This is a genomic window from Chryseobacterium fluminis (genome assembly GCF_026314945.1).
Lineage (GTDB): Bacteria > Bacteroidota > Bacteroidia > Flavobacteriales > Weeksellaceae > Chryseobacterium > Chryseobacterium fluminis.
The window spans coordinates 2,780,954-2,806,417 of the sequence record NZ_CP111121.1; the positions used below are offsets into that span (position 1 = coordinate 2,780,954).

Here is a 25,464-nt window from a genome sequence, read left to right on the forward strand (position 1 = left end):
AATTTTATTAAAAAAGAGAAACGAACATGTCAGACGAAAGAGTAAGATACAGTGATGCTGATTTACAAGAATTTAAAGCGATCATTAAAGAAAAAATAGAAAAAGCTGAAAGGGATCTGCAACTGATCAGAGAGAGTTTTATCAATGATCAGAATAACGGAACTGATGATACGTCTCCGACTTTCAAAGCATTTGAAGAAGGAGCTGAAACATTAAGCAAAGAGCAGAACTCTATATTGGCGGGCAGACAGGAAAAATTCTTACGTGATCTGAAAAACGCTTTAATAAGAATTGAAAACAAGACTTATGGTGTTTGCAGAGTGACAGGTAAACTGATTCCTAAAGAAAGACTGTTGGCTGTTCCGCATGCCACTTTGAGCATTGAAGCGAAAAATATGCAGAAATAACGACTAGGTTAATAAAAATAAATTGGGTTTATATCGTATTTTACTTATGAAATACTTTATAAACCTAATTTTTAATGTATACCCATGACCGAATTATTAGTTTTAGGAGTTATCATCGTAGCCGTTTTAGGATTTTTCAACCGGGATCGGATCAAAAACAGATTCTTTCCCGATAAACAACGGAACTACACTATGGATGATCAATTTAATTCTGATAAACGGGAACGAGAAAAAGAAATTGACCGCCTGTTAAGCAAAATAGGTAAAAACGGCCTCAGCGATCTGTCTGCAAAAGATCGTAACCGCCTTGATGAACTGTCTAAAAAGTAAAAATTTAAATCCGGAAAAATGGAATCCATAATAGTACACACCAAAAATGCAATGGAACTGAATGCTCTGAAAAGTGTTTTAAAAGAGATGAATATCAAGTTCGAGAAATTCCATACCAAGAATACGCATCATAACGAGAAAACGATCAAGAAAATCGTTGAGAAGAAAAATGAAAAAATAGGGAAACCATATAAACCAAAAGGACTGTAATGAAAAAGATATTATTTGTAACCTTTCTTATCTTATTAATTGATCAGGCTTCTAAAATTTATGTAAAAACACATTTTAACCTTGATGACAGCATTACTGTTCTGCCAGGTTTTAAACTTACTTTTGTAGAAAATCCGGGCATGGCTTACGGCCTTCACTTTGGCGGTGTTATCGGTAAATACTTCCTTGTTATCGTAAGAATTTTCCTGATTGGAGGAATGATCTATTTATTTAAGAAATGGCTGCAAAGAGGTGAATCCAATTATCTTCTGATTCCGATGGCCATGATTTTTGCAGGAGCAATCGGAAATCTGATTGACGGTATGTTCTACGGTCTGATTTTCGACAGCGGTACCGTATATGATCCAAGCATCGACCGATGGATCGGGTATGGCGGAATTTCAAAATTAACTTCTTTCGGAGAAGGATATTCTACCTTTATGAGAGGCTGCGTGGTCGACATGCTTCATTTTCCTCTGGTAGACTGGAATGTTCCTGAAAACTTCCCGATCATTGGCGGAAAACACATTGAATTCTTCAAATATATCTTCAATGTTGCGGACTCGGCCATCACCGTTGGAGCAGCTTTACTGTTAATTTTCAGAAAAAAGGCATTTCCAAACGGGCTTGAATTTTAAGATTTTATTCTCTATGAAAAGAGTAATTAAAAATATTCTCAAATTTTTCCTGCTTCTGATCGTTGCAGGAATTGTTTTTATCGCATGGGCGAATTACAGCATAAAAAAGAAGAGCCAGGCGTTTGTTTCCTATACCATTGCTGACATCCCCCGGACAAAAACAGCATTGCTTCTCGGAACCGGTAAAACCTTAAGTAACGGACAGCCTAATGCTTATTTCTATAACAGGATCCGGGCCGCTGCCGGTTTATATAAAAGCGGAAAAATCCAATACATTATTGTGAGCGGCGACAATAGTCAGAAAGATTATAACGAACCGGAAGATATGCAAGTCGCATTAATGGAATACGGAATTCCGCAGGAGAGGATTTTTCTGGATCATGCAGGTTTCAGGACACTCGATTCTGTGGTAAGGGCTAAAGAAATTTTCGGACAAACAAAACTGGTAATCATTTCACAGAAGTTTCACAATGAAAGGGCTGTATTTCTGGCTAAACAAAACGGAATCGAAGCGTTTGGCTATAATGCAGCAGATGTGAATAAATATGCCGGTTTCAAAACCAATTTAAGAGAATATCTTGCCAAAGCAAAAGCATATCTGGATCTTCTTTTAGGAGTAGAGCCGAAATTTGGCGGAGATAAAATTCTGATTCCTTAATTTATTTTCTTACGAATTGTGCCTATTTTATTGCAGGTATTTAAGTTTTGGCTAAAGCCGGATGTATATATTATTTTGAAAGCGGACTAAAGTCCGCTCCTATGGTTATCCGTAAAATCAAATAATAAACAATCCCCATATAAATCTGTAAAAATCTGCTGGGTCACTGTTATTATACTTCAGCCTGATTCTCGTAAATTTGCAATTCATTAATTTTTAAATATAAATTTTTAACAATGTCAAGAATTCTTACCGGCATTCAAGCCACCGGAACCCCACACCTTGGAAACCTGTTGGGGGCAATCATTCCTGCAATAGAACTATCAAAAAAGGATGGAAATGAGTCATTTTTATTTATTGCGAACTTACATTCACTTACGCAGATTAAGGATGCGAAAGAACTGAAACAGAATACCTATGAGATTGCTGCGGCTTGGCTTGCTTGTGGTTTAGATACCGAAAAAACATTTTTTTACAGACAGAGTGATATCCCTGAGACCTGTGAACTTTCTTGGCATTTATCGTGTTTTTTTCCTTATCAGAGACTTACATTGGCGCATTCATTCAAAGATAAAGCAGACAGGCTTCAGGATGTAAATGCAGGTCTGTTTACGTATCCTATTTTAATGGCCGCAGATATTTTGCTGTATGATGCGGAAATCGTACCGGTGGGAAAAGATCAGCTTCAACACCTGGAGATCGCCCGTGACGTGGCGTCCCGTTTCAACAATCAGATGGGTGAAGTTTTTGTTTTACCACAGTCTGAACTTCAGGAAGACACTAAATATGTTCCGGGAGTTGACGGTCATAAGATGTCAAAATCCCGGGGAAATATCATCAATATTTTCCTTCCTGAAAAAGAACTTAAAAAACAGGTGATGAGCATTGAATCAGACTCAAAGTCTTTGGAAGAACCGAAAGACCCGGAAACCGACAAAACATTTGCCATTTATCAACTGATTGCCAGCGCTGAACAGACAGAAGCGTTAAGATCAAAATATATAGCCGGAAACTTTGGATACGGCCATGCTAAAAAAGAACTTTTAGATTTGATTCTTGTAAAATTTGAGCGGGAAAGAGAACTTTTTGTTTATTATATGAACAATCTTGATGAGCTGGAGGCAAAACTCCAGGAAGGAGCCTCGAAAACAAGAGCTGTTGCTACACAAACCATAAAAAGAGTCAGAGAAAGTTTGGGAATTTAAATCTGATTTCCATACATAAAATTTCAGTGGCCTCGTCTTTGACGAGGCCACTGAAATTTTTATAAATATTCTTTAATCTGCAATAAATGTTTAATCGATTTTAAACCTTCCTGCTGTGGATTTTCATGCAGGACATCAAAGAAGATGACATCTAATCCGAAATTCTGAGAGCCTACCACATCAGCCACCCAATCGTCTCCGATCAGAATACTGTTGTCTGTCGTTGCATCAGAAAGGCTTAAAGAATAGCTGAAAATTTCAGGCCGGGGTTTTCTGAATCCCACCGTGTCAGCGCTGGTAATCGTCTGAAAATAGTGATCGATTTTGGATAAGATGCATTTCCTTTCCGTTACTTCTTTAAATCCGTTGGAAATAATGTGTAAGGTATAATTTTTAGCCTTGAGATAATCCAGAATGTATTGCGCACCTTCTACCAATTCATTATGATTCAGTATCCTGTCTAAGAAGTGTTCTTCAAAATACATGGCCAACTCCTGATCATCAACATTAAAATGTCTGAAAGTATTATAAAAGCGATGCTTTCTCAAATAGTCTTTGTCAATAATTCCGTCGCGGAGATCTTCCCAAAGTTTTTCATTAATTTCATGATAAACGGAATGAAATTCTTCAAAACCGATACTGTATTTTAAGGTAATTTCCTCTTTTTCGAATAAGTCCCTGATGGTAAGATAGGCGTTCCTGCGATGATCCCACAACGTATTGTCGAGATCAAAAAAAATGTGCTGAATTTTCATACAGCACAAAATTAATAATTTTAATTTTTGTTAATCGGATAATTCTTGTTTTTGGTCTTTACAATTTCAAGACCCTTTGAAAAATTTAATAAAAAGTCAATTGTTTCTTTTTTCGGTTTCAAAGTTTTCACTTTTAAGGGATCATTTTTTCTCATAGGCGATCAATGTTTTCCTTAAAACGAGAATTTCCGAAAATTATTATCTATCGGGTTAAGATAATCTTATTTTCATCCATGATTTTTCTTAGGTTGATTAACGCATACCGTACTCTGCCTAAAGTAGTATTGATACTCATATCGGTGTGATCCGCTATTTCTTTAAAACTTAACCCGTCAAAAAACCTTAACTTAATGACTTCCTGCTGGTTTTTCGGGAGAAACTGCAGCATTCTAAGAAGATCTTCCTGTATCTGGTTCGTTACCAGCTGGTCTTCAATATTTTCCGACGGTTCCCGGATCAGATCAAAAATAGAATATTCGTCCGTTTCAAAAGTAGTTTCTGAAACTTTAATATTTTTTGATTTCGATCTGAAATGGTCGATAATTAAATTATGTGCGATTCTTTTGGCCCAAAGGATAAATTTTCCTTCTTCGTTGTACCGGCCTTCTTTCAGCATAACGATAATTTTCATAAAAGTATCCTGAAATACATCGTTGGCCAGGTCTTCATCATTAATTTTGTAAAAAATGAATGTAAACAATTCTTTCTGATGACGATGAATAAGGGCTGATAACGCCTCTTCGTCTCCTTCCTGATAAAGGGAAATTAGTAAACTATCCGATTTTAATTTCATAACTCTTCTCAATAATAAAACTTTTGCAGACAAGCATCCTTCCAGATATTTGATCTGGTCATAGCAGTATATACAAAATAATTCTTCAGAGTAAAGTCGGATCAATAGGCAGTACAATTTTTACAGTGGTAAATATAATAAATTTTTAACAACTGTTAAGCTTTTATTAATATTTAGCGATAAAAATATAAAAAAACCTACTTAAACATATCGTGAATGAATACAGTAGGGATATTTAATGTAAAATTAATATTCAGACCTTTCATTTCCTTCCCGTTTAAGTCACCGATTGGGAAGGCATAACCACCGGTAAGATCCAGAATTCCGAAAAGACTCACCCCGATTTTGGGTGCCACATATTTATTTGTTCCTTCCGCTCCTACTAAAAAATAGTAAGAATGGTAGAAATCAACATTCCTCTGAAAGTTAAGCAGCACGTCAGCCTGCAGCTTCGGCATGATTACAAATTGTGAATGGGCAGAACCCATTAAGGCAGACCCTCCCAGCCTGTAAATAACATCATCATTTTTCAGGAACAGCAATTTCCCTCCCACTTCTCCAAAACTCTGATTTTGGTAGGTATATCCTACACTCACCATTTTATGTACGGTATACTGAGCTTTTGCTACGATGCTTAAAAAAAACACGGAAAGAACCGCTATCGCAGAACGAAAATTCATCATCTTTAATTTATTTAGTGTAAAATTAAAAAAAACTGCCTTACCGAAAAGATAAAGCAGTTATTTATTATGTTAAAGAAAAAATTAAATTCCGAAAGCGGCTTTAATTTCTTCAACTTTGTCTAATTTTTCCCAGGTAAAAAATTCAAGGCCTGTAATGGTTAACTCATTCTTATGCCCCTTATTGAAGGTTTTATCAGCTGTATAATGTTCTCTTCCCATATGACCGTAAGATGCTGTATCCTGGTAGATAGGATTTCTCAGCTTTAAGTTCTGCTCAATAGCATAAGGTCTCAGATCAAAAATCGAAGATACTTTTTTAGCAATTTCTCCGTCGTGCAGATCTACTTTTGCCGTACCGTAGGTATTGATGTATAATCCGCAAGGCTCAGCCACACCGATAGCATACGATACCTGTACCAGGACTTCATCAGCAACTCCTGCAGCAACTAAGTTTTTAGCAATATGTCTTGTTGCATAAGCAGCACTTCTGTCTACTTTTGAAGGATCTTTACCGGAGAAAGCACCGCCCCCGTGAGCACCCTTTCCACCGTAGGTGTCAACAATAATTTTTCTTCCTGTGAGACCGGTATCGCCGTGAGGTCCTCCAATAACGAATTTACCTGTCGGATTGATATGATACTTAATCTGATCGTTGAATAAAGCTTTGATTTCCTCAGGCTGAAGCGCCACTACTCGGGGAATCAGAATATTTTTAATGTCCTCACGGATTTTGTTGAGCATTTCTTCCTCATTTCCGAAGTCATCGTGCTGTGTAGATACCACAATAGAATCAATTCTTACCGGTTTGTGATCATCGGAATATTCGATCGTAACCTGGCTTTTTGCATCAGGACGAAGATACCTTATCTCAGAATCTTCTCTTCTGATCGCAGAAAGCTCTTTAAGAATAGTATGTGCTAAATCTAAGGCCAATGGCATATAGTTCGCCGTTTCATTGGTCGCGTATCCAAACATCATCCCCTGGTCACCAGCTCCCTGAGCATTTGCTTTGGCCTCGAATGACTCATCATTTACCGCTCTGTCAACACCCTGGTTGATATCCGGAGACTGCTCATGAATGGCAGAAATCACTCCACAGGAATCACCATTGAACATATACTCGCCTTTGGTATATCCGATTCCGTTGATCACCTCTCTGGCGATGGTCTGTACATCAAGATAAGCATCAGATTTCACCTCACCCGCCAAAACGACCTGCCCTGTAGTTACAAGAGTTTCACAAGCTACTTTTGAAGTTTTATCGTATGCTAAAAAATGATCGATTAACGCATCGGAGATCTGATCGGCAATTTTATCTGGATGCCCTTCTGAAACGGATTCAGATGTAAATAAATAAGACATATTATTCTATTTGTTTTTTAGATTAAAATAATTTTTGAAGAAAAATAAGAATAATTGCCCAGAAAGCCTAAAAAAGAATACTGTTTTAGCATATTTTTATAGAGGTTGCAATCAGGTCAAATTTTTCCTCGTCGTAAACGTTGGCAAATTTAAGTACTATTTTTTTAATACTCAAAATTTTTGTTTACTAATTGTAATTTTCTTTAAATTAACGATATACTGTTGTTTATCATTAATAAATTATTGTGGTTTTATGCTTACGAATTCTTTCGGATTTTCATGGTAATGAAGCTTTTGCTCCAATGAAGTTCTGATAGAATGTGCTAATTCGTCAATAATTTTCTGCTTGAAGGTCGGCTTATAATAAATAATGCTGATCTCTCTGTACGGGAATGGCTTTTTAAATCTGAAAACATTATCTTTTTGCTGTTCAGACAGCTGATTCAACGCCAATTCCGGCAAAATACTGATTCCACCCACTTTATCGACCATGTGTACCAACGTCTGAATATTAGATGCCAGGAAATCCAGATTTTTAGGTTTTAATGTATTTTCTTTTAAATGACAGATATTTTCAAACTGATTTCTTAAACAGTTTCCTTCTTCCAGCAGCCAGACCTTCTCTACATTCAGATCTTCAGGAACAACATAAGTATTCTTTTTGTTCGCCTCCGTATTAGAGCTGTAAATCATCAATTCTTCATTGAATAAAAAGTCCTGATAAAACTCATCTGCAGAATCGTAAGGTGTAGAAATAATCCCGGCATCGAGCTCACCGGCTTTTAAAGCTTTAATGATATTATCGGTGGTCATTTCCTTTACATTCATCTGGATTTTCGGATTTTGTTCCAAAAACCTGAAAATTTCCGTTGGAAGGATAAATGATGATACGGTGGGAATAATTCCAAGATTGATTGTTCCCCCCAAAATATTATTTAAAAGATTGGCTTTGTTCTTGAGTTCATTGACAGATTCTATAATTACCTTGGCCTGATCGATTATCTGAAGGCCTACATCTGTAGTCCGGATCGGATGTGTGGTCCTGTCGAACACCTTCACATCCAGTTCATCCTCAAATTTCTGGATCATTGCACTTAGCGTAGGTTGTGTAATGAAGCATGCCTGGGCAGCTTTACCAAAATGTTTGTACTTATCTACCGCGATAAGATACTCCAGTTGCTGAATGTTCATCTGATTAATATTATCTATTACAAAGATATAACGTTTTTGTCATTACCCATCAAAAATTCAAGTTAATTTGATATTTAGTACCTTTACATAATACAATTCAAAAAGAAATTATTTATTCAAATCATAAGGGTATGGATTCTAAAAAATTAACGTTAAGCAACGGCGCTCCGTATTTTGAACATCAGGATTCTCAAACAGTTGGACCGAGGGGTCCGGTCTTATTACAGGATTTCATTCTACAGGAGAATCTTGCTCATTTCGTACGGGAAAGAATTCCGGAAAGAATCGTTCATGCAAAGGGAAGCGGAGCCTACGGAAAATTCACGGTCACCCATGACATTACAAAATATACCAAAGCAAAGTTGTTCGCCAAGGTTGGCAATAGCTGTAAAATGTTTGCCCGTTTTTCTACGGTGGGTGGCGAAAAAGGAAGTGCCGATACCGCAAGAGATCCGAGGGGTTTTGCGTTAAAATTTTATACGGAAGACGGAAACTGGGATTTGGTAGGAAATAATACACCCGTTTTTTTCGTTAAGGACGCTAAAAAGTTTCCGGATTTTATCCACACCCAGAAAAGAGTGCCGAAGACCAATTTAAAAAGTGCTACCATGATGTGGGATTTCTGGAGTCTGAATCCGGAATCGCTTCATCAGGTTTTAATTTTGATGTCTGACAGAGGAACACCTTACGGATACAGACATATGCACGGTTTCGGATCTCACACCTTCTCAATGATCAATGCAGATAACGAAAGAACGTGGGTAAAGTTTCATTTTAAAACAAAACAGGGCATCAAAAACTTCACCAATGACGATGCAGTTAGAATGGCTGGAGAAAATCCTGATTTTGCGCAGGAAGATCTTTGCCATGCTATCGAAAACGGTGATTTCCCAAAATGGACGATGTATATTCAGGTAATGACCGAACAGCAGGCAAGGGATTTCAGATGGAATCCTTTTGATATCACAAAGGTATGGTTTCAGGGTGATTTCCCACTAATCGAGGTCGGCGAAATGGAACTGAATGAAGTTCCTGTCAATTATTTTGCACACGTAGAACAGTCTACATTTTCTCCCGCCAACCTGATCAACGGCATCAGTTTTTCACCTGATAAAATGCTCCAGGGAAGGTTGTTTTCTTATCCTGATGCCCATCGGTACCGGGTAGGCGTAAATGCTCATCAACTGGAAGTGAACAGGTGTCCTTTTGCAACGAATAACTACCAAAGAGACGGCTTCATGGCAGATGCCAGTGCATATCTGGACAAACCGAATTACCATCCCAACAGTTTTGATGATATTAAACCTGACCCTGCGTATAAAAACTACGAATACGAACTGGACAGCGCACACGTTGCAAGTTATAACAGAAACGAAAACGATGACGATCATTACACACAGCCAGGCTTATTGTATTCGAAAGCAATGAATACTGAAGATCGTGAGAATCTGATTAACAATATTGTAGGAAGTATGCGGGCAATAGGCGGGTCTAAGAGAGAGGAAATCATCAACAGACAATTGTGTCATTTTTTCCGGGCGAATATTGAGCTTGGCATGAAAGTGGCAGCGAGACTGAACGTTAATATTGACGCCAATATGATGAATCATTCCAAATAATTATATTAAACCATAATATCAATTAAAATAAAGGAAAAAAAGTTAATATTTTTTCCTTTTTTTTGCAAAAAATTTATAATTTGCAAATGATAATATTAAAAGTGGAAAAATGAATTACGAAAATATATTATTAGAAAAACACGATAAAATATCATTCATTACCATAAACAGACCTGAAAGTCTGAATGCGTTGAATGCAAAGACCATTCAGGAACTCAGCTCAGCTGTTGATGACTTAAATTCTGACCCATCCTGCAGAGTGGTAATTATTACCGGAAGCGGCGAAAAGTCTTTTGTAGCGGGAGCGGACATTAAAGAATTCAGTGATTTTGGTCAGGCGGAAGCTGAGGAACTGGCACGTAACGGTCACCAAAATTTATTTAATAAAATTGAAAATATGACCAAACCTGTTATTGCAGCCGTAAACGGCTTTGCATTAGGGGGTGGTCTTGAGCTTGCTATGGCATGCCATATCAGATATGCATCGGAAAATGCCAGACTGGGATTACCGGAAGTAACTTTGGGATTAATTCCCGGTTATGGTGGTACCCAAAGGCTTCCCAAGCTTGTCGGAAAAGGTATTGCCAACGAAATGATCTTCTCTGCCAAAATGATTTCAGCTCAAAGGGCTAAAGAAATCGGGCTGGTGAATGAAGTATATCCTATTGAAGAATTATTAACCAAAACAAAGGAATTAGCAAACGTTATTGCCCACAATTCACCCATGGCAATTTCCAAGGCAATTCATGCAGTGAACTTATCGGATACTGAAAAAGGTTTTGAAACCGAAATAAAATATTTCGGAGAAGTCTTTGAACTTGACGATAAGAAAGAAGGAGTTTCTGCTTTTATTGAAAAAAGAAAGCCTAACTTCTAACAACCTTAATACAAATTATTTCGAAAAAACCTTAATGCTGCGGTATGAATAAGTTTGACAAGGCTTATCTAAAAATGGCTCAGGAATGGGCAAAACTATCCTACTGTAAACGAAAACAGGTAGGAGCTCTTATCGTAAAAGATAGGATGATTATTTCAGATGGTTATAATGGTACTCCTTCAGGATTTGAAAACTGCTGTGAGGATGCAGAAGGGAAAACCCAGTGGTACGTACTCCATGCAGAAGCTAATGCAATATTGAAATTAGCGGCTTCCACTCAATCTGCAAAGGGGGCAACCTTGTATCTGACGCTATCTCCATGTAAAGAATGCAGTAAGCTGATCTTGCAGGCGGGAATTACCAGACTGGTTTATATTAATGAATATTCGGACGATGACGGAATATCGTTCTTGAGAAACCATAACATCGAAATAGAACAAATATCGGACTGTGAACTAAAAAAATAACACACAATGACTTGGGATGAAAAAATTAAGGATTTTGAAATCTTCCTTCGTTTTGAAAGGAATTTTTCAGAAAACACTCTCGACGCGTATGTACGGGACATCAAAAAACTAAAAGACTATGCCGTAGAAGATCTGGAGAATGTCGGTCCGGACGCTATAGGCTACGAAAATCTACAGGAGTACATCTTCAATCTTTCCAAACAGAAATTCAGCGAAAGATCGCAGGCAAGATGGATATCTTCCATTAAAGCCTTCTTTAAATTTTTACTGGAAGATGAATACCGTGAAGACAATCCTGCTGCTTTACTGGAAGGACCTAAACTGGGACTCTATCTACCCGATACATTAAGCTTACCGGATATCAACAGGATCATCAACGCTATAGAAGTGAGTTCAGATCTTGGAAAGAGAAACCAATGTATCATAGAAGTGCTTTACGGATGCGGGCTCCGCGTATCGGAACTCATCGAGCTTAAAATTTCGAATATTAATTTTAAGGAACAGTACATCAAAGTAAACGGGAAAGGAAATAAAATCCGTTTTGTTCCATTGGCAGACTATACGGCTGAATTACTGAGAAGCTACATCCGTGACGTTCGTGCCCATAATAAAATTAATAAAAAATATGAAGACACTCTTTTCCTGAACAGCAGAGGAACGTCTATGTCAAGAGTCATCGTATTTTTAATTATAAAGGAATTAACAGACAAAGCCGGGGTAAGCAAAAAAATATCTCCCCATACTTTCAGACATTCATTTGCAACTCATTTGTTGCAGAACGGTGCAGATCTTCGTTATATTCAGGAAATGCTTGGGCATTCCAGCATTACGACAACGGAAATCTACACCCATCTGAAAACGGAGGAACTCAGAGATGTTATCTTAAGCTATCACCCGCGAAATATCAATACTGCTTAATGAAATTACTGAAATATTGCCCCAGCTGCGGCCAAGAATCTCTCCACTGGGACGGCGAAAAAAAATGGAGCTGTCCCCATTGCAATTTCTCATTATATAACAATGTCGCCGGTGCGGTAGCGGTGGTGATAAGATTTGAAGATGAAATTTATCTGACCCGGAGAAACAAAGATCCCAAAAAAGGAAAACTTGATCTGGCAGGAGGATTTATAGACCCCCGGGAAAGTGCAGAAACAGCCTGCAAAAGAGAACTTTTCGAAGAGCTTCAGCTTACGGTTGATATTGCGGGATTAAAATACATAACCAGTCTTCCTAATATATACCAGTATAAAGAGATTGATTACAATACCATTGACCTTTTTTATGAATATACGGTCTCAGAAAAATTTGAGGTAAATCTTGAACTTTCGGAAATTTCGGAAGCGATATGGGTTCCGTTAAAAGAATTAAATACGGATGATCTTGCTTTTGACTCACAGAAGCAATTTTTTGAAAATTATCTAAAACATATAAGATAAACTGAAACTCTTGCAACTGCAGGAGTTTTTTGATTTTAATACGTTTTAGATTTCAGCATGTCTTCGAAATAGTTGGCCAGCAATTTTCTTTCTGCGGAAGATAGATTGGCTTCTTTGTGATAAACAATATAGCCCGGCATAGGCATCATTTTATTCTGAATACTCTCTACGGCGCGGTCAAGCATATTTTCTTTCAGTTCTTTACCATAAGTATCCCAAACGGAGAAATTAAGATGCTCCCGTCCTTCGTTAACATGGCTTTTTACAGACCATGATACAGGAGCGATATAGGCGTATTTCGGATAAACCGTTTCATTGGAATGACAGTCATAGCAGGCTCTTTTTATTAAGCCGGCAATTTTTTCCGGCGTTTTCTTTGCTTCTACAAAGTTGACTTTATGATCAATGGGTTTATTCACTCTGTCAATAGGGATAAACTGCATTAGAGCAAAGCCTACAAGGCACCAGAACACTATTTTTTTTGCGGTTTTCATAACTATTTTACAGGCGTCAAAATAGCATTATCTGACTTTATTTCACGGTTATTAGCATCCTGTTGTACAGGTTTTTCCTGGGCAGGATCAGAAATTTTCACAGGGATTGTTGCTTTAGGTTTATCCAGTGTTCTTGTATCTTTCAGATCCCAGTTCTCATTAGTATCCCACAGAGGCCTTATGACGACCGCTTTATAAAACACAAATGATTCTTCCGCAAAGACTTCATTCAGGAAATCTGCTTCATCCCAATATTTGTTATTGTTATTATCAACAAGAATCCGTACGATATACTCGGCTGGCTTTAAAATATCAAATTTCACTTTACTGCCTTTCGTATATTTCTGATAGACAACTTTTTCAGAGGTATCCAATAACTGAATCCAGTAGCCGGATGCCGGAGCGTTTTCTATCTCAAATGCCAAGCTGCCATAGTTTTCTACTTTATCTGCTTCGAAGTCAAATCGTTTCGATTGGGTATTTTTGGCAAAAAATGACGACACCGTTTCTTTCGGAATGGTAAGCTGATATTTTTTTCCTTCAATAAAATCGGACTGCACCAAAATCTGGTAAGGATTAGACTCTGAAATTCTGGCAGTAAACTGCTGGGTTGTTACACTGTCACTTTTCAGCACCCACTTTTCAGGATCTATTTTATCAAGATAATAATTGGAAAGAATCTTAAAATCTGATTTGGGAGCCAGTGCATTTCCACCAATATCGTTATTGATATCCATTACGTTTTTAGCGTTATACTTGTAAAAAAGAGAGGAATTATAGAGCGTATCTTTTTTACCGTCGGCATTATATCCAAACTTAAGGTTTTCTGTGGAAGTCTGTCCGACATCACTTTTTACAGCATCAAACCAAATTCTCACCGTATCTGATTTTGGCACGTGAGTTACTTTATATTCTTTAATTTTTTCATTGAGCGGTTCAACCTTCACGTTCTCAGGTTTTCCTTCAAAAGCCATTGAAACACCACCCGGCGCTTCCTTCATTTCCAGATATTTCAGGGGTTTTCTCGATGGGTATAACTTCAGATTAAGTCCGGAAATCGATTTTTCCACATCTACGGTTTCTTTCTGAAAGCCAACTTTTTCCTTTCCGGGATCATACATCGAGTTTCCGTTTTCATCCTCGAAAGCAATGATCTTATATTTACCCGGAGATAAATAATTCAGTTCATAATACCCGTCCTCATCTACTTTCGTGATATAATAGGGTTTCTGTCTGTAATTGATGGTATCTTTTACCTGATAAAGACCTACTACAAATTTGTTTTCAGCAGTGGCCTTTTTAATAGCCATGGCATCTTTAATTTCTCCACTGATATAAAGATCATCCAGCTTATCGCCTGTTGAAAAGGCAAAATTAAAATAACGAAGGATATTCGCTTCATTGTTATCGACAATAGAGTTCCCAAAATTGAAATTGTAGGTTGTATTGGCCTGCAAAGTATCGGTCCACTGAATCAGTACAAATTTATTGGCTATATTGGAAGGAAGAATCCTTTTGATATTCTTGATCGGCGGAGAGATGATCAGGTTTTTATTGATGTCCTTCAGGGTTATATACTCATCAAAATCAAGACGGAGCTCCTTTATATTTCTATTAACATTAATCCGTGTGGAATCAATATTTGAGCTTAAAAATTTCGGAGCTATACTGTCTTTTGTACCACCTACAGGTGATCCTACTCTTGCACAGGACTGTACAAGAAAAGCCAAAACGAATAATAGAAGAAGTCTTTTCATGATATGTTTACGCAAAAATAAACATTATTCTCCATAAACTTCATGATGACTGTTTAAAGTATCTCTGCCGTCACTCATAATACTGTTCAGTTTATCCTTCTGAGCCGGAAAATCTTCAAACAGACCAGACAATGCCAAAGCAGTATATACTTTGTTAGAGTACGCGTTACCGATGGCTACGATCGTCACTTTTGATTTCAGGAGGTGGGCAAAAACAGAATTGGTTCCATGCCACCACCCGTTATGGTACGTTAATTTCTCTCCGTTATCAAAAATTTTCATCCTGAATCCCAGGCCGTAATTATTCATCCCTGCTTTTTCATTGCTGTACGGAGAAAACACCATCTGCATGAGTTCAGGCTTTAAAAAATCCTTTGAAAACATGGCTTTGGAAAAATTATAGAGATCTCTTGGCGTGGTGTACACGTTTTTATCACCATAGATCAGATCCAGCCTGTCGAGAGGATATAACTTATTTCCGCCATAATAAAAAGACTGGGCTGCAGTCGGAATATCTTTTTCCTGGAAGATATAGGTATTTTTCATCTTTAAAGGATCGAAAACCATTTCTTTCATCGCCTGCGGAAAAGAAATTCCCGTAACTTTTTCGATCAGTAACGCGAGCAGAGCAAAATTTGTATTACAGTACATGAATCCTGTATCCGTATCCCTGGCCATTTCAGGCTTATATTTAACAATCATGTTCAGAATATCCTGATTGGTGATAAAAGCCTTGGAAAGTTCTGCCGGAGCCGGCTGTATTTTAGTAATAAAATATTCGTATTTGGGAAGCCCGCTTCTTTGATCCAATAATGTCTGAACGGTAATCCCGGGATAAGGAAATCCGGGAAAATATTTCGTCAGATGGTCTGACAATTTAATCTTACCGGCTTCAATGAGCTTCATCATCGCCATGGCGGTCATCGTTTTTGAAACTGAGGCCACATGTAAAGGTGTATTTTTATCGATAGGCATCTGATGTCCTTCTCTGCCGAAGCCTCTGTAATTTTCATAGAGAATATCATCTCCTTTGGCTACCAGAATCCCTCCGCTCAGATTACCTGCATTCCAGATTTTCTGATAATACTGGTCTATATATCTTACCAGGGACGCTTTGTCCGGCAGATGAGCGTCTTCTTTGGTAAAAACTTTACTAAGGTCTACATTTCCGTAATTGGGTAACGAAGTCGTACTTTCCGTTTTATCTTCTTTGGCTTCAGATTTTTTTTTGCAGGAAAAAAGTGATAAAAAAACAGTCAAAATAAGTACAAAATTGCGCATCCCCATAGTTTCAAAAATGAGCGGCAATTTAATAAAACTCGAAATAAATATTATATATTGAGCATAAATTATGAATTATTTAACACAAAGAAATAAAAAGAGAAAATTATAAATTAAATAATTTTTAAAGGAACGCTTTTAAGAGGCAAACTGTGCTGTAATTTTATCAACGATTACCTGTGCGAGTTTTATTTTACTCTGGACCGTCCACCCTGCGATATGAGGGGTTACTATTGCCTTCTCCGATTCAAGGAGATATCGAAGGTCATCATTTTCCAGTTCAAGGTTTTCAAAAGAAGATTTTTCATATTCCAGCACATCCAGGCAGGCGCCTTTTATTTTTCCTGATTTTAAAGCATTCACTAAGCTTCTGGTTTCAACATTTTTCCCTCTCGCCGTATTGATGAGATAAAAATCTTTTTTCATATCAGAAATAAATGCAGCGTCAACGAGATAATGGGTTTCCGGGGTGATCGGAATATGAAGACTGATGACATCCGCATTTTCCTTTAACTCTTCCAATGAAACCTGGGTAGCATATTCATCGAAAAGACCTGGTATCAGGTCATGAAAAATAACCGTACATCCGAATCCCGAAAATCTTTTTGCCGTTGCTTTCCCCATATTTCCATACCCGATTAATCCTACTGTTTTTCCCAGCAACTCATCGCCGCGGTTCTCTTCACGCAGCCAGATTCCTTTTTTTACTTCCTGAGAGGCTATAAAGAGCCGGTTCATCAAAATCAGCAGCATGCCAACTGCATGTTCTGCCACAGAATCTCTGTTTCCTTCCGGGGAGCTAATGAGCTGGATTCCCAATTTTTCCGCCACCGGAATATCAATATTTTCCATTCCCGCTCCTACTCTGGCAATAAATTTCAGATTTTTCGCATTCTCCAGAAAATTTTTATCCAGAGGAATTCTGCTGCGGATGATAACACCCTCATAATTTTGAATTTTCCGGCATACCTCATCATAGGAAGAGGTGAAATCCTCTTCAAGGATAAAGTTTTTAGCTAAAAGCTGTTCGGTAATTAAAGGATGGTTTTTATCTAAAAGGAGAATCTTCATATTGTTACTTTAAAATTGGAAAATTGAATATTGCGAAAACAAATTTCGTAAGATTTATTAAACCGCACAAGCTTTATGCTTATACCGAAATTCCTTTTTTCTTACAAATTATAGCCCAATTGTAACCTCCCAGTGTTTGCGAAACGTAACAAAACGGGATCGTGGAAAGTAGAAACAGCCTCAAAAAATTGAAACAGGCTCTTCAAACTAAAAATGCTTTTAACCCGCGAGCACTGCTCAACAAGATTAAAAGCATTTTATCCTACAAATATTTATTTTATTGATCTTCCTTTGGATCCTGGAAAAGTTTTTTCAATTCGACAGACTCCAGAGGCTTCATTCTTCCGGAAAGAATCAGTGATAACTCTTTTCTTCTGAAAGCCGCGGCAAAACGTTCTTTTTCTTCTTCCGTTTCAGGAATCATTTCCGGAATTGGAATCGGGCGGTTAAATTCGTCTACCGCTACAAAAGTATAAATTCCGGCATTGGAATGTACTTTTTTCTGATTGATAGGATCATCCAGCCAAACATCTACATACACCTCCATGGAAGTTGAAAAAGCTCTTGAGACTTTAGATTCCAAAACCACAACACCTCCTTCAGGAATCGGATGATGAAATGATACGTGATTGACCGAAGCGGTAACGACTCTCCTTTCACAATGTCTTGCCGCTGAAATAGACGCACAACGGTCCATTTTTGCCAAAAGTTCACCTCCGAAAAGGTTTCTTAGAGAATTGGTTTCATTAGGAAGTACAATATTGGTCATAATGGTCAGAGATTCTGACGCTTTTTTTACTTTTGCCATGTTGTTTTAGTGTTGTTTTTGAATGGGCTGAGTCTTCACCTTGATATCAGCAGGTTTTACTGCCGAATCTTTCTTTACAGAATCCTGAACAGGCGGAGTATGTACATTAATCTTGATCGTATCTTTTACGATTCTGTGTGTTTTGGTTTTTACCGACACGTTATCGAAAGATTTTTCCCCGAAAAGCAGCTCCTGCTGGGTATAGGCCAAAAACAGCAACCCTAACACCGGTAGTACAATCAGAAAAATCCACAAGATCGATTTTTTGAATTTGTAATCACTTTCAGAACTAACAATCTGTACAGGTTTTCCCGTACTATTGATATCTGAAATTTTGATTTCCTCCAATCCGTAAAAATCCGGATGGTCAGATGGCAGCCTATTTCCTCTGAAATGGGTGTGCCCGTCTTCAATAAAAATAGTTCCGAGGTTCTGAATATCCACAGCCTGGTCGGCCTGAAGCTTTTTTTTCCAGAAATCGGTCTGAATCTGCAAATCTGTCTTTGAAGCCTCAAGTGACATCTGCTTCTGGCCTGCAATATAGGCCGCCAGATCATCTGACTGCAGTCCGTAGTCTGAAGTAAAAGCAATCTGGCTGGAAGGAGGAAGGATGCTCCCATTTTCAGAATTAATAATTGCTTTGGATTTTTCCAGATAGAAAACGCCAAAGTTCGGAACAGTCACCGTTCCGAATTGTTTCAGATAATCTAAAATGTAAGCTGAAATATTCATTTGATGGCAAATTTATAACTTTCTGATGACTTTTTCGGTCATTTGTTTTTGTAAGAAAGAGAAAATATCGGTTTATTAATATTGCATTTTTTCATATTCCGTAATCATAAACCTCTTATTTTCTTTATTTTTTTATATATTTTCATGAAAAAACATCTTATATACTCTAAATTAAAAGCAGTTCGGTTAATTTCATCCTTTTTAGGTATTTCACAATTTTTAACTCTGTTTTTAAATAATACTTAAAAACAAAAGGCTGCCGTAGCAGCCCTTAAAAATTAATCTAACATTTTACTTTATATAGAGGTAAAATATTCATCATGAATGTTACTGGATTTTCCAGCTGATCCCAAACATAAAGTTGGTCCCTGCCTGAGAAAAATAATACGGGTCGCCATCATAAACCGCTCCATTGTTCACATATTTTTTATTGAAAAGGTTATTCACCAGTAATTTCAAAGCGATATCATTGTTTTTAATCTTAAACTGGTACTGGGCATTGAAATCAGTCAGGAAATAATCCTTTAGCTGTAAATTGGTGCTTTCTGTGTTGTCCAGATACTGTTTACCGACATATTGGTTCATCAAAGCAAACTGAAAATTTTTGTTTGGATTGAATTTCAATCCCAGATTGGCAATTACATCTGGTGAAAAAGAAATCTGGGTGTTTCCTAAATCCGTAACCATCGTTTCATCTTCGATCTTGAAATCTAAATTCCTGTTCTGGCTAAGACTTACATTTCCTGAAAGCTCCCACTGTTTTGATAATTTTGCCAGTGCTCCTATTTCAATTCCTCTTCTGTAGCTTTCCCCCGAATTTGTCCTGATAAAAGCACCCACATTATTAAGTTCACCATTCAGTACCAACTGATTTACATAATACATATAGTATAAGTTCGCAGTGAATGAAACAATTCCGAACTGTTTTTCAATTCCGGCTTCGAAATCATGAAGCCTTTCCGCTTTTACATCAGGATCTGCCATTAAATCATCCCGGTTGGGCTCGCGCTGTGCGTGCGCATACGATAAGAAAACTTTCCCGTTTCCGATTCTGTAGTTCACTCCGGCTTTCGGATTAAAAAACAACCAGTTTTTATTCATATTTCCGCCTTCGCCATCCCCTTCCTGAAGAATCCTGGTATCATAATCGATATGCCTCAGCTGAAGATCTCCGAAGAATTCGAAATCATTGACTTTAATTAAAGCTTTGGCAAATCCGGCAACTTCATTTTTCACGGAACGGTTTCTGTAATATTCATATTCATCAACCTGAGGAAGAAACACCCCGGTCACATTTCCGAAATGCCTGCCGTAATACTGATTGGCGACGGCCCCAAAGTTTAAATCAAGATTTTCAAATTTCCCGTATAAAGTCGAAACAATTCCGTAAAAATCATTATTAAGCCATTTTTTTCTTATAAAATCAGAATTCTCCTCGTTATTAATATCCGGTAGATTGTATCTTGAAAAAGGATCTCCCTGCTTATAATTTTCGTAATAACCTTTGCCTTTTGTATAGTGCAGTGTCGTTTCTAAATTCCAGCGGTCATTGAACTTTTGTTCCCACAGCAACTGGTAATGATTTTGTCTGTAGTTATCTGTTTCATTATCATAGAAACTTGAAATATTTCCCGCTTCATCATAAATAGCACCTGAATAATTGAATGTAGGATCCGTCTCCCAGGTATTTCTGTCTATACCGTTCCACGCCTGGTATGTTTTTTCTTTACCCCCAAAAGCCATTAAGCGGATTTTAGTATTTCCTTCTTCAAAAAGCGCGGTAAAGTTATACGAGTTTAGCCTGGATGAAGCCCTGTCGACATATCCGTCGGAATTTATATGCGTATACCGTCCCATCACCGAGAGCCTGTTTCCCCAGAATTTTCCGGAACCCACTTCTGCGGAATACTTATATGTATTGAAGGAGCCGTAACTGTCATCTGTTTTCACATAGAATTTTTCGTCAGGTTCCTTAGAAATTACATTGATACTTGCTCCGAATGCAGAAACTCCGTTATTGGAAGTTCCGACTCCTCTCTGAATAACAATCTGAGACGCCGAACTTGTGAGATCCGGTACGTTGACAAAAAATGTTCCCTGGCTTTCTGAATCATTAAACGGTACGCCATTCATCATGACGTTAATGCCTCTACCGGCAACCCCACGAATTCTAAAACCGGTATATCCCACTCCATTTCCTGCATCAGAGGTAGAAATAACAGAGGTTTGATTTTTTAAAAGAATCGGTAAATCCTGGCCAAGATTCCGGCTGTCGAGATCCTTCTGAACATTAATGATTTCTTTTGCGACAGGAAGTCTTTTTGTAAAGCTGACTGCTTCAATTTCCCGTATTTTTAGGGAATCCGTGTTTTGTGCCTGTACAAAAGCAAAAGAGCCCACGGTAAGCCCTAAAAAAATAAATCCTTTCATTCTCTAAATTTTAAAATTTAATGAATAAAAGGGGCGGATTAAATAATGTATCTGTTAAACTTAACAATCTGACCTGCCACCTGGCATATAGTCGATTGTTCAACGGTACATTTTAAATTCCCTAAACAGCATTATCCGTTCCAGGTTCATTGGGTATAATCTCAGCTTTTTACAGCACCCCTTTATTTCAGCCGCGAAATTACAAAAAATATACGAGATATAGATTTTAACTTCCGTATCAGATTTTTTTGATATTTAAAATTAAGCTGCTTTTAAGCTTCCGGCATTAATAGGCTTTATTGTCAGCATCAATATAATAATAATGTATTCCGTCTTTTGAAACTTCAAACATCTTACCCAGCTTCCAGCTGAAATTGCGTTTGATATCTTCGTATTCAAAAGGCACGATAATTCTGTTGTTAACGTCAATAATTCCGAATTTGTCATTATGCAAAGCAATAATCATCGGATCTGTCAAATCATCGCCCTCCAGAATATGCAGATACTGGTACTGCGGATAAATCTGATAGTCTTTGTAATCTGCCGCATTCTTAAACCTTGCATCTTCAATAATTCCGTAGAAACCGTTTAAGACATATGCATGAAACAGCTGCTGTTTAAACTCACTTTTACATTTCGCAAGATCCGAATCTTTATACTGATATACTCTCTTTCCGGACTTATCGATCCTGTATGAAATCTTTTCTTTTTCAACGGTAGCATAGTCTTCGGTGCCGAATTTCCGGGCTTTTTCATTTGGAGAATTCAAAAGATTGCAGTCTTCAGCAAAAAATACGGCAATATGATAATCCGGCTGAATAATAAATTTCCCTTTTTGGTTGATGTATCCGAAATTTCCGTTTTTCTTTTTTGGAATTAAAACAGGAATGTCTTCATTTAATAGTACCAGATCAGGATTGGGCTTTGTCTGAACCGGTTTTTTCACCTGGCTATTCTGCACACTTTTCACGGGAAGATTTTTCACAGATCGGGTCTGGGAAAAAACGAAAACCGAAATAAATACCCCGAAAAAATTAACTAAATTCTTCATAATCATCATTTGTCTGCAAAAATAGGGCTAAAAATAGAAATTATAAAATTCATATTTATAAAGAATCTAAATAATTTCATCTTTAAAAAATATTTAAAATCCGTAAATTTGGGAACATTTTAAGTGTCAGATAATTTAAAACGTTTTGGAGATATGATTTTTGATCATTACAGTATCAAAAAAAGTGTAAAACTTACCCCTTAAGAGTTTGTAAAAAATTACAGGTAGGCTATCCACACTTCCAAAAAAATTATATACATAACCTTTAACGCGAACATTTATCTTATATTTCAAATGAAGTAGATGTTGTTATGACTGCTTTTTGTGCGAAAGGATCTAAATACTTTATATAGTTCGCGCACTTTACAAAAGAAGTATAACAGTGTGTGAATCTACTCTTAAATTGAAAAGACTTCTATCATTATGAATATTTATCAGGATTACATCCAAGAAATTGAAGAAAGAAAAAGCCAGGGGCTTCATCCAAAGCCGATTGACGGTGCAGAATTATTAAGTGAAATCATTGCACAGATTAAAGATACAGCTAATAAACACAGGGCTGACTCTCTGAAATTTTTTATTTATAACACTTTACCGGGAACGACAAGTGCAGCAGGCGTAAAAGCTAAGTTTTTGAAAGAAATTATTCTTGGAGAATCCGTAGTAGAAGAAATAACTCCTGTTTTTGCCTTCGAATTATTATCTCACATGAAAGGTGGCAAATCGATCGAGGTATTACTGGATTTGGCTTTAGGTAACGATGAAGACATTGCCCGTCAGGCTGCTGAAGTGCTTAAAACTCAGGTTTTCCTTTATGAAGCAGACACGGACCGCCTGAAGAGCGCCTTCAACAGTGGCCATGCCATTGCAAAAGAAATCCTTGAAAGCTACGCAAAAGCTGAATTCTTTACTAAACTGCCTGAAGTTGCTGAAGAAATTAAGGTCGTAACATTTATCGCAGGTGAAGGTGACATTTCCACAGACTTACTTTCTCCGGGTAACCAGGCGCATTCAAGATCAGACCGTGAGCTGCACGGGAAATGCATGATCACTCCCGAGGCGCAGGAAGAAATCCGGGCTTTGCAGATACAGCATCCTGATGCAAGTGTTATGCTTATCGCTGAAAAAGGAACCATGGGTGTAGGATCATCCCGTATGTCGGGAGTAAACAACGTCGCTTTATGGACCGGTAAACAGGCGAGCCCTTATATTCCATTTGTAAATATCGCTCCGATTGTCGGGGGTACCAATGGTATTTCTCCGATTTTCCTTACTACGGTAGATGTAACAGGAGGTATCGGGATCGACCTTCAGAACTGGGTGAAAAAAGTGGACGAAAACGGAAACCCTGTTCGTAACGAGAATGGTGACATCGTTTTAGAAGAAGCTTATTCAGTAGCAACAGGAACAGTTTTAACAATCAATACCAAAGAAAAGAAATTATATAACGGGGACAAAGAACTGAAAGATATTTCAAAATCATTTACTCCTCAAAAATTAGAGTTCATTAAGGCCGGTGGCTCTTATGCCATCGTATTTGGTAAAAAATTGCAGACTTTTGCTGCAAGAGCGTTAGGAATTGAAACGCCTCTTGTCTTTGCACCTTCCAAAGAAATCTCTATCGAAGGACAGGGTCTTACTGCCGTTGAAAAAATCTTCAACAGAAATGCTGTGGGCATTACGGAAGGTAAATTATTACATGCCGGTTCTGACGTCCGTGTAGAAGTGAACATTGTCGGTTCTCAGGATACGACAGGTCTGATGACGGCCCAGGAACTGGAATCAATGGCAGCAACTGTGATCTCTCCGATCGTAGACGGTGCCTACCAGTCAGGATGTCATACGGCTTCAGTATGGGATAAAAAAGCGCAGACGAATATTCCTAAATTGATGAAATTTATGAATGATTTCGGAGTAATCACAGCGCGTGATCCTAAAGGTGAATACCATGCAATGACAGATGTTATTCATAAAGTTCTTAATGACATTACGATCGACGAGTGGGCCATCATTATAGGTGGTGACTCTCACACAAGAATGTCTAAAGGAGTTGCTTTCGGAGCTGACTCAGGAACAGTAGCCCTGGCATTGGCAACAGGAGAAGCATCAATGCCTATCCCAGAATCGGTGAAAGTGACTTTCAAAGGAGATATGAAAGAGCATATGGATTTCCGTGATGTCGTTCATGCTACGCAGGCGCAGATGCTAAAGCAATTTGATGGTGAAAATGTATTCCAGGGCAGAATCATTGAGGTTCACATCGGGACACTACCTGCTGACCAGGCCTTTACATTCACAGACTGGACTGCTGAAATGAAAGCCAAAGCTTCTATCTGTATTTCTGAGGATGATACTTTAATCGAGTCACTGGAAATTGCCAAGAGCAGAATCCAGATCATGATCGATAAAGGAATGGATAATCATAATCACGTTCTTCAGGGTCTCATTAATAAAGCCAATAAGAGAATCGAGGAAATAAAAACCGGTGATAAACCGGCGCTTACTCCAGATGCAAATGCCAAATATTACGCAGAAGTAGTTGTAGATCTTGATCTTATCGTTGAACCCATGATTGCTGATCCGGATGTAAACAATGATGATGTTTCTAAAAGATATACCCACGACACCATCAGGGATCTTACGTACTACGGAGGCGGAAAAAAGGTTGATCTTGGATTTGTAGGATCTTGTATGGTTCACAAAGGAGATTTGAAAATCGTTTCCCAAATGCTTAGAAATATTGAAAAGCAAAATGGTAAAGTAGAATTTCAGGCTCCATTGGTAGTGGCTGCTCCTACGTATAACATCATTGACGAATTAAAAGCTGAGGGTGATTGGGAATTCCTGGAAAAATATTCAGGTTTCGAATTTAACGATAATGCTCCTAAAGGGGAAGCGCGTACCCAATACGAAAACATGATGTATCTTGAGCGTCCGGGATGCAACCTTTGTATGGGTAACCAGGAAAAAGCCGAGAAAGGAGATACTGTTCTGGCGACGTCTACCCGTCTTTTCCAGGGAAGAGTGGTTGAAGATTCTGAACGCAAAAAAGGAGAATCTTTATTAGCTTCCACTCCGGTGGTCGTACTTTCTGCGATCATGGGCAGAATTCCCAATATCGATGAATATAAAACAGCTGTAGAAGGTATCGATCTTACATCTTTTGTACCTTCAATCAAAGAATTGGTTACCGTAGGTCATTAATCGAA

At 37.8% G+C, this 25,464-nt stretch carries 25 protein-coding genes; 12 read left to right on the forward strand and 13 right to left on the reverse strand.

Features of this window, described 5'->3' with window-relative positions; all coding sequences use genetic code 11:
- Positions 1–26: 26 nt before the first annotated feature.
- From ODZ84_RS12660 to trpS, 6 genes are all read left to right on the forward strand, one after another.
- Positions 27–407, forward strand: a complete 381-nt coding sequence (locus ODZ84_RS12660) for a TraR/DksA family transcriptional regulator (protein WP_266172681.1) — start codon at positions 27–29, stop codon at positions 405–407.
- Positions 408–491: 84 nt separating this feature from the next.
- Positions 492–737 carry a DUF6576 domain-containing protein gene (locus ODZ84_RS12665; RefSeq protein WP_266172682.1) on the forward strand — a complete coding sequence of 82 codons (246 nt, stop codon included), beginning with the start codon at positions 492–494 and terminating at the stop codon, positions 735–737.
- An 18-nt stretch (positions 738–755) separates the two neighbouring features.
- Positions 756–947, forward strand: a complete 192-nt coding sequence (locus tag ODZ84_RS12670; protein ID WP_266172683.1) for a DUF2683 family protein — start codon at positions 756–758, stop codon at positions 945–947.
- Positions 947–1,585: a lipoprotein signal peptidase gene (locus ODZ84_RS12675; RefSeq protein ID WP_266172684.1), complete on the forward strand. Its 639-nt coding sequence runs from the start codon at positions 947–949 to the stop codon at positions 1,583–1,585. Before ODZ84_RS12670 ends, ODZ84_RS12675 begins: the two co-directional genes overlap by 1 nt.
- Positions 1,586–1,598: 13 nt before the next feature.
- The gene (locus tag ODZ84_RS12680) at positions 1,599–2,243 is read left to right on the forward strand and encodes a SanA/YdcF family protein (protein WP_266172685.1); all 645 of its coding nucleotides are present in this window, start codon (positions 1,599–1,601) and stop codon (positions 2,241–2,243) included.
- A 236-nt stretch (positions 2,244–2,479) separates the two neighbouring features.
- Positions 2,480–3,448, forward strand: a complete 969-nt coding sequence (gene trpS / locus ODZ84_RS12685; protein ID WP_266172686.1) for a tryptophan--tRNA ligase — start codon at positions 2,480–2,482, stop codon at positions 3,446–3,448.
- Positions 3,449–3,507: 59 nt separating this feature from the next.
- Here the strand turns inward: trpS and ODZ84_RS12690 are convergent, their stop codons facing one another.
- The 5 genes from ODZ84_RS12690 to ODZ84_RS12710 all read right to left on the reverse strand — a co-directional run bounded on the left by ODZ84_RS12690 (position 3,508) and on the right by ODZ84_RS12710 (position 8,232).
- Positions 3,508–4,203 carry a YjjG family noncanonical pyrimidine nucleotidase gene (locus ODZ84_RS12690; RefSeq protein ID WP_266172688.1) on the reverse strand — a complete coding sequence of 232 codons (696 nt, stop codon included), beginning with the start codon at positions 4,201–4,203 and terminating at the stop codon, positions 3,508–3,510.
- A 202-nt stretch (positions 4,204–4,405) separates the two neighbouring features.
- Positions 4,406–4,996, reverse strand: coding sequence for an RNA polymerase sigma factor (locus ODZ84_RS12695; RefSeq protein ID WP_266172689.1), 591 nt, complete (start codon positions 4,994–4,996; stop codon positions 4,406–4,408).
- Between the two features lie 197 nt (positions 4,997–5,193).
- Complete coding sequence (locus ODZ84_RS12700) at positions 5,194–5,679, reverse strand: hypothetical protein (RefSeq protein WP_266172690.1); 486 nt, start codon at positions 5,677–5,679, stop codon at positions 5,194–5,196.
- An 81-nt stretch (positions 5,680–5,760) separates the two neighbouring features.
- Positions 5,761–7,041: a methionine adenosyltransferase gene (gene metK / locus ODZ84_RS12705; RefSeq protein ID WP_266172692.1), complete on the reverse strand. Its 1,281-nt coding sequence runs from the start codon at positions 7,039–7,041 to the stop codon at positions 5,761–5,763.
- A 240-nt stretch (positions 7,042–7,281) separates the two neighbouring features.
- A complete protein-coding gene (locus tag ODZ84_RS12710) occupies positions 7,282–8,232 on the reverse strand; it encodes a LysR substrate-binding domain-containing protein (RefSeq protein WP_266172693.1) in 951 nt (316 codons plus the stop codon).
- Between the two features lie 131 nt (positions 8,233–8,363).
- Between ODZ84_RS12710 and ODZ84_RS12715 the strand changes: the two genes are divergently transcribed.
- The 5 genes from ODZ84_RS12715 to ODZ84_RS12735 all read left to right on the forward strand — a co-directional run bounded on the left by ODZ84_RS12715 (position 8,364) and on the right by ODZ84_RS12735 (position 12,631).
- Positions 8,364–9,851, forward strand: a complete 1,488-nt coding sequence (locus ODZ84_RS12715; RefSeq protein WP_266172694.1) for a catalase — start codon at positions 8,364–8,366, stop codon at positions 9,849–9,851.
- Between the two features lie 109 nt (positions 9,852–9,960).
- Positions 9,961–10,728: an enoyl-CoA hydratase/isomerase family protein gene (locus ODZ84_RS12720; protein WP_266172695.1), complete on the forward strand. Its 768-nt coding sequence runs from the start codon at positions 9,961–9,963 to the stop codon at positions 10,726–10,728.
- Positions 10,729–10,772: 44 nt separating this feature from the next.
- Positions 10,773–11,195 carry a deoxycytidylate deaminase gene (locus ODZ84_RS12725; RefSeq protein WP_266172697.1) on the forward strand — a complete coding sequence of 141 codons (423 nt, stop codon included), beginning with the start codon at positions 10,773–10,775 and terminating at the stop codon, positions 11,193–11,195.
- 6 nt (positions 11,196–11,201) lie between these two features.
- Positions 11,202–12,113: a site-specific tyrosine recombinase XerD gene (gene xerD / locus ODZ84_RS12730; RefSeq protein WP_266172698.1), complete on the forward strand. Its 912-nt coding sequence runs from the start codon at positions 11,202–11,204 to the stop codon at positions 12,111–12,113.
- Entirely contained in the window at positions 12,113–12,631 is a 519-nt protein-coding gene (locus ODZ84_RS12735) for an NUDIX hydrolase (RefSeq protein WP_266172699.1), read from the forward strand. Before xerD ends, ODZ84_RS12735 begins: the two co-directional genes overlap by 1 nt.
- Positions 12,632–12,666: 35 nt before the next feature.
- On the opposite strand, the gene ODZ84_RS12740 is transcribed toward ODZ84_RS12735, so the two are convergent.
- The 8 genes from ODZ84_RS12740 to ODZ84_RS12775 all read right to left on the reverse strand — a co-directional run bounded on the left by ODZ84_RS12740 (position 12,667) and on the right by ODZ84_RS12775 (position 22,255).
- The gene (locus ODZ84_RS12740) at positions 12,667–13,125 is read right to left on the reverse strand and encodes a heme-binding domain-containing protein (RefSeq protein ID WP_266172700.1); all 459 of its coding nucleotides are present in this window, start codon (positions 13,123–13,125) and stop codon (positions 12,667–12,669) included.
- Positions 13,126–13,127: 2 nt separating this feature from the next.
- Complete coding sequence (locus ODZ84_RS12745) at positions 13,128–14,882, reverse strand: Ig-like domain-containing protein (protein ID WP_266172701.1); 1,755 nt, start codon at positions 14,880–14,882, stop codon at positions 13,128–13,130.
- 24 nt (positions 14,883–14,906) lie between these two features.
- Positions 14,907–16,169 carry a serine hydrolase domain-containing protein gene (locus tag ODZ84_RS12750; protein WP_266172703.1) on the reverse strand — a complete coding sequence of 421 codons (1,263 nt, stop codon included), beginning with the start codon at positions 16,167–16,169 and terminating at the stop codon, positions 14,907–14,909.
- Between the two features lie 132 nt (positions 16,170–16,301).
- Positions 16,302–17,234: a 2-hydroxyacid dehydrogenase gene (locus tag ODZ84_RS12755; RefSeq protein WP_266172704.1), complete on the reverse strand. Its 933-nt coding sequence runs from the start codon at positions 17,232–17,234 to the stop codon at positions 16,302–16,304.
- Between the two features lie 277 nt (positions 17,235–17,511).
- Positions 17,512–18,042 (reverse strand): acyl-CoA thioesterase, encoded by a 531-nt coding sequence (locus ODZ84_RS12760; protein WP_266172705.1) that lies wholly within the window; start codon positions 18,040–18,042, stop codon positions 17,512–17,514.
- A 6-nt stretch (positions 18,043–18,048) separates the two neighbouring features.
- Complete coding sequence (locus ODZ84_RS12765; RefSeq protein WP_266172706.1) at positions 18,049–18,774, reverse strand: HU domain-containing protein; 726 nt, start codon at positions 18,772–18,774, stop codon at positions 18,049–18,051.
- 327 nt (positions 18,775–19,101) lie between these two features.
- Entirely contained in the window at positions 19,102–21,204 is a 2,103-nt protein-coding gene (locus tag ODZ84_RS12770) for a TonB-dependent receptor (RefSeq protein WP_266172708.1), read from the reverse strand.
- A 286-nt stretch (positions 21,205–21,490) separates the two neighbouring features.
- Positions 21,491–22,255 carry a WG repeat-containing protein gene (locus tag ODZ84_RS12775; protein WP_266172711.1) on the reverse strand — a complete coding sequence of 255 codons (765 nt, stop codon included), beginning with the start codon at positions 22,253–22,255 and terminating at the stop codon, positions 21,491–21,493.
- Positions 22,256–22,678: 423 nt separating this feature from the next.
- On the opposite strand from ODZ84_RS12775, the gene ODZ84_RS12780 reads away from it, so the two are divergent.
- Positions 22,679–25,459, forward strand: a complete 2,781-nt coding sequence (locus ODZ84_RS12780; RefSeq protein ID WP_266172712.1) for a bifunctional aconitate hydratase 2/2-methylisocitrate dehydratase — start codon at positions 22,679–22,681, stop codon at positions 25,457–25,459.
- The last annotated feature ends 5 nt before the right edge of the window (positions 25,460–25,464 follow it).

What these genes read in the sequence shown, in the direction of transcription:
- ODZ84_RS12660 (WP_266172681.1), top strand. Translation starts at nt 27, where the DNA reads ATGTCAGACGAAAGAGTAAGATACAGTGATGCTGATTTACAAGAATTT.
- ODZ84_RS12665 (WP_266172682.1), top strand. Translation starts at nt 492, where the DNA reads ATGACCGAATTATTAGTTTTAGGAGTTATCATCGTAGCCGTTTTAGGA.
- ODZ84_RS12670 (WP_266172683.1), top strand. Translation starts at nt 756, where the DNA reads ATGGAATCCATAATAGTACACACCAAAAATGCAATGGAACTGAATGCT.
- ODZ84_RS12675 (WP_266172684.1), top strand. Translation starts at nt 947, where the DNA reads ATGAAAAAGATATTATTTGTAACCTTTCTTATCTTATTAATTGATCAG.
- ODZ84_RS12680 (WP_266172685.1), top strand. Translation starts at nt 1,599, where the DNA reads ATGAAAAGAGTAATTAAAAATATTCTCAAATTTTTCCTGCTTCTGATC.
- trpS (WP_266172686.1), top strand. Translation starts at nt 2,480, where the DNA reads ATGTCAAGAATTCTTACCGGCATTCAAGCCACCGGAACCCCACACCTT.
- ODZ84_RS12690 (WP_266172688.1), bottom strand. Translation starts at nt 4,203, where the DNA reads ATGAAAATTCAGCACATTTTTTTTGATCTCGACAATACGTTGTGGGAT.
- ODZ84_RS12695 (WP_266172689.1), bottom strand. Translation starts at nt 4,996, where the DNA reads ATGAAATTAAAATCGGATAGTTTACTAATTTCCCTTTATCAGGAAGGA.
- ODZ84_RS12700 (WP_266172690.1), bottom strand. Translation starts at nt 5,679, where the DNA reads ATGATGAATTTTCGTTCTGCGATAGCGGTTCTTTCCGTGTTTTTTTTA.
- metK (WP_266172692.1), bottom strand. Translation starts at nt 7,041, where the DNA reads ATGTCTTATTTATTTACATCTGAATCCGTTTCAGAAGGGCATCCAGAT.
- ODZ84_RS12710 (WP_266172693.1), bottom strand. Translation starts at nt 8,232, where the DNA reads ATGAACATTCAGCAACTGGAGTATCTTATCGCGGTAGATAAGTACAAA.
- ODZ84_RS12715 (WP_266172694.1), top strand. Translation starts at nt 8,364, where the DNA reads ATGGATTCTAAAAAATTAACGTTAAGCAACGGCGCTCCGTATTTTGAA.
- ODZ84_RS12720 (WP_266172695.1), top strand. Translation starts at nt 9,961, where the DNA reads ATGAATTACGAAAATATATTATTAGAAAAACACGATAAAATATCATTC.
- ODZ84_RS12725 (WP_266172697.1), top strand. Translation starts at nt 10,773, where the DNA reads ATGAATAAGTTTGACAAGGCTTATCTAAAAATGGCTCAGGAATGGGCA.
- xerD (WP_266172698.1), top strand. Translation starts at nt 11,202, where the DNA reads ATGACTTGGGATGAAAAAATTAAGGATTTTGAAATCTTCCTTCGTTTT.
- ODZ84_RS12735 (WP_266172699.1), top strand. Translation starts at nt 12,113, where the DNA reads ATGAAATTACTGAAATATTGCCCCAGCTGCGGCCAAGAATCTCTCCAC.
- ODZ84_RS12740 (WP_266172700.1), bottom strand. Translation starts at nt 13,125, where the DNA reads ATGAAAACCGCAAAAAAAATAGTGTTCTGGTGCCTTGTAGGCTTTGCT.
- ODZ84_RS12745 (WP_266172701.1), bottom strand. Translation starts at nt 14,882, where the DNA reads ATGAAAAGACTTCTTCTATTATTCGTTTTGGCTTTTCTTGTACAGTCC.
- ODZ84_RS12750 (WP_266172703.1), bottom strand. Translation starts at nt 16,169, where the DNA reads ATGGGGATGCGCAATTTTGTACTTATTTTGACTGTTTTTTTATCACTT.
- ODZ84_RS12755 (WP_266172704.1), bottom strand. Translation starts at nt 17,234, where the DNA reads ATGAAGATTCTCCTTTTAGATAAAAACCATCCTTTAATTACCGAACAG.
- ODZ84_RS12760 (WP_266172705.1), bottom strand. Translation starts at nt 18,042, where the DNA reads ATGGCAAAAGTAAAAAAAGCGTCAGAATCTCTGACCATTATGACCAAT.
- ODZ84_RS12765 (WP_266172706.1), bottom strand. Translation starts at nt 18,774, where the DNA reads ATGAATATTTCAGCTTACATTTTAGATTATCTGAAACAATTCGGAACG.
- ODZ84_RS12770 (WP_266172708.1), bottom strand. Translation starts at nt 21,204, where the DNA reads ATGAAAGGATTTATTTTTTTAGGGCTTACCGTGGGCTCTTTTGCTTTT.
- ODZ84_RS12775 (WP_266172711.1), bottom strand. Translation starts at nt 22,255, where the DNA reads ATGAAGAATTTAGTTAATTTTTTCGGGGTATTTATTTCGGTTTTCGTT.
- ODZ84_RS12780 (WP_266172712.1), top strand. Translation starts at nt 22,679, where the DNA reads ATGAATATTTATCAGGATTACATCCAAGAAATTGAAGAAAGAAAAAGC.